Genomic DNA, 3,003 nt, shown 5'->3' on the forward strand with positions numbered 1-3,003 from the left:
CTTCCAGCAGCTCTTCGGCCTGGCCCAGGATGTTGTCCAGGGTGAAACCGAACTCTTCGAACAAGGCCGGCGCAGGCGCCGACTCGCCGTAGGTGGTCATGCCGATCACACGGCCTTCCAGACCCACGTACTTGTACCAGAAGTCGGCGTGAGCAGCTTCGATGGCAATCCGCGCGCTGACCTGCAACGGCAGAACCGATTGCTTGTAACCCGCATCCTGGGCATCGAACACGCTGGTGCACGGCATGGAAACCACGCGCACCTTGCGGCCCTGCTCAGTCAGCTTGTCGAAAGCCTGGACCGCCAGGCCCACTTCCGAACCGGTGGCAATCAGGATCAGCTCAGGCTCGCCTGCGCAGTCTTTCAGCACGTAGCCACCGCGGCTGATGTCGGCGATCTGGCCGGCATCACGGGTTTGGTGCTGCAGGTTCTGGCGGGAGAAGATCAGCGCCGATGGGCCGTCCTTGCGCTCCAGGGCGTATTTCCAGGACACCGCCGATTCCACGGCATCGGCTGGACGCCAGGTGTCGAGGTTCGGGGTGGTGCGCAGGCTGGTCAATTGCTCGATCGGCTGGTGAGTCGGGCCGTCTTCGCCCAGACCGATGGAGTCGTGGGTGTAGACATGGATCACCCGCTGCTTCATCAGCGCCGACATGCGCACTGCGTTGCGTGCGTACTCCATGAACATCAGGAAGGTCGCGCCGTAAGGCACCAGGCCACCGTGCAGGGCAACGCCGTTCATGATCGCGGTCATGCCGAACTCGCGCACGCCGTAGTACATGTAGTTGCCGCTGGCGTCTTCAGCGCTGACGCCCTTGCAGCCTTTCCACAGGGTCAGGTTGGAACCGGCCAGGTCAGCCGAACCGCCGAGGAACTCAGGCAGCAGCGGGCCGAAGGCGTTCAGGGTGTTCTGGCTGGCTTTACGGCTGGCGATGGTTTCACCCTTGGCCGCGACTTCAGCGATGTAGGCGTTGGCCTTCTCGGCGAAGTCCGCCGGCAGATCACCCGCAAGGCGACGTACCAGCTCATTGGCTTCGGCAGGGAAAGCCGCGGAGTAGGCGGCGAAGCGCTGATCCCACTCGGCTTCCACGGCGCGACCGGTTTCCTTGGCGTCCCACTCGACGTAGATATCAGCCGGGATTTCGAACGGGCCATGGTTCCACTTCAACGCAGCGCGGGTCAGGGCGATTTCCTCGGCACCCAGTGGCGCGCCGTGGCAGTCTTCCTTGCCTTGCTTGTTCGGCGAACCGAAACCGATAGTGGTCTTGCAGCAGATCAGGGTCGGCAGCGGGCTCTTGCGCGCGGTGTCGATGGCGGTCTTGATCTCTTCCGGATCGTGGCCGTCGACATTGCGGATCACTTGCCAGTTGTAGGCTTCGAAACGCTTCGGCGTGTCGTCGGTGAACCAGCCTTCGACTTCGCCGTCGATGGAGATGCCGTTGTCATCGTAGAAAGCGATCAGTTTGCCCAGACCCAAGGTACCGGCCAGGGAGGCCACTTCGTGGGAAATGCCTTCCATCATGCAGCCATCACCCAGGAATACGTAGGTGTGGTGATCGACGATGTCGTGGCCTGGACGGTTGAACTGCGCCGCCAGGACTTTTTCCGCCAGGGCGAAGCCCACGGCATTGGCCAGGCCCTGACCCAGTGGGCCAGTGGTGGTTTCCACACCTGGGGTGTAGCCCAATTCCGGGTGGCCCGGGGTGCGGCTGTGCAGTTGGCGGAAGCTTTTCAGGTCATCGATCGACAGGTCGTAGCCGGTCAGGTGCAGCAGCGAGTAGATCAGCATCGAGCCGTGGCCGTTGGACAGCACGAAGCGGTCACGGTCGGCGAAAGATGGATTGCTCGGGTTGTGCTTGAGGTAGTCACGCCAAAGTACTTCGGCGATATCCGCCATACCCATGGGGGCACCTGGATGGCCGCTGTTGGCTTTTTGCACGGCATCCATGCTGAGGGCACGAATGGCGTTGGCACGCTCACGACGGCTGGGCATCGCTGATCTCCTGAGGATTGAATAAAACGAAACGGAAAAAAGGCCTGCATTTTCCCTCAGGCGTCTGGCGGGGGCAATGACAGATAGTCACTCAGGCATGTTTTTCCCATGGATAAGCACTCGATCCACTGGAGAAACCCGCTTGCCGTTCGTTGACAAGGCAACGAACGGCTCTGGCAAAGGCCCCTGCAACACCAATATCAAAACTTTTTGATATTGGTGTTGCAGGCCTTTGCAGGCATCTCTAGACTGCGCCCCTATGAACCTGCACGCACCCTCCATTGAGCATGACGATTGCGACGAACTGGCCGCCCTGTGCAAGGCCGGCGGCGATCCTCTGCGGCTCAACGTGTTGCGCGCACTGAGCAACGACTCGTTCGGCGTATTGGAGCTGGCCCAGATCTTCGCCATCGGCCAGTCCGGCATGAGTCACCACTTGAAGGTCCTGGCCCAGGCCAGCCTGGTGGCGACCCGCCGTGAAGGCAACGCGATTTTCTACCGCCGCGCCCTGCCCCATACCGAGCTTCTGGGGGGCAAGCTCCACGCAGCCCTGCTGGACGAAGTGGACCAGCTGCGGCTGCCGGTGGATGTCCAGGGCCGGATAGGCCTGGTGCACCGGCAACGGGCCGCGGCCAGCCAAGACTTTTTTTCCCGGGTGGCGGAGAAATTCCGCGCCCAGCAGGACCTGATCGCAGGACTGCCCCAGTACCGCGACAGTGTTCTCGCGCTGCTGGACAAGCTGAGTTTCAAGCCAATGGCCACCGCCATTGAAGTGGGTCCCGGTGACGGTGGATTTCTCCCTGAACTGGCCCGACGCTTTGCCCGGGTAACCGCTCTGGACAACAGTCCGGCAATGCTTGAACTGGCGCGCCAGCTGTGTGAGCGCGAAACATTGGCTAACGTCAGCCTGCAACTGGCCGATGCATTGGATGGCGTACAGCTGACGGCCGATTGCGTAGTGCTGAACATGGTCCTGCACCATTTCGCCGCACCGGCCGAAGCCCTCAAGC

Annotated in this window: 2 protein-coding genes; one reads left to right on the plus strand and one right to left on the minus strand. The window is 61.8% G+C overall.

Features of this window, described 5'->3' with window-relative positions; translation table 11 throughout:
• The coding region (gene tkt / locus BLX41_RS22170; protein WP_123726614.1) for a transketolase at positions 1–1,993 on the minus strand (1,993 nt) is incomplete at its 3' end.
• Positions 1,994–2,252: 259 nt separating this feature from the next.
• On the opposite strand from tkt, the gene BLX41_RS22175 reads away from it, so the two are divergent.
• A partial coding sequence (locus tag BLX41_RS22175) for an ArsR/SmtB family transcription factor (RefSeq protein ID WP_259745079.1) occupies positions 2,253–3,003 on the plus strand: 751 nt, incomplete at its 3' end.

Origin of the sequence: Pseudomonas protegens (genome assembly GCF_003732485.1) — a bacterium.
GTDB lineage: Bacteria > Pseudomonadota > Gammaproteobacteria > Pseudomonadales > Pseudomonadaceae > Aquipseudomonas > Aquipseudomonas protegens_B.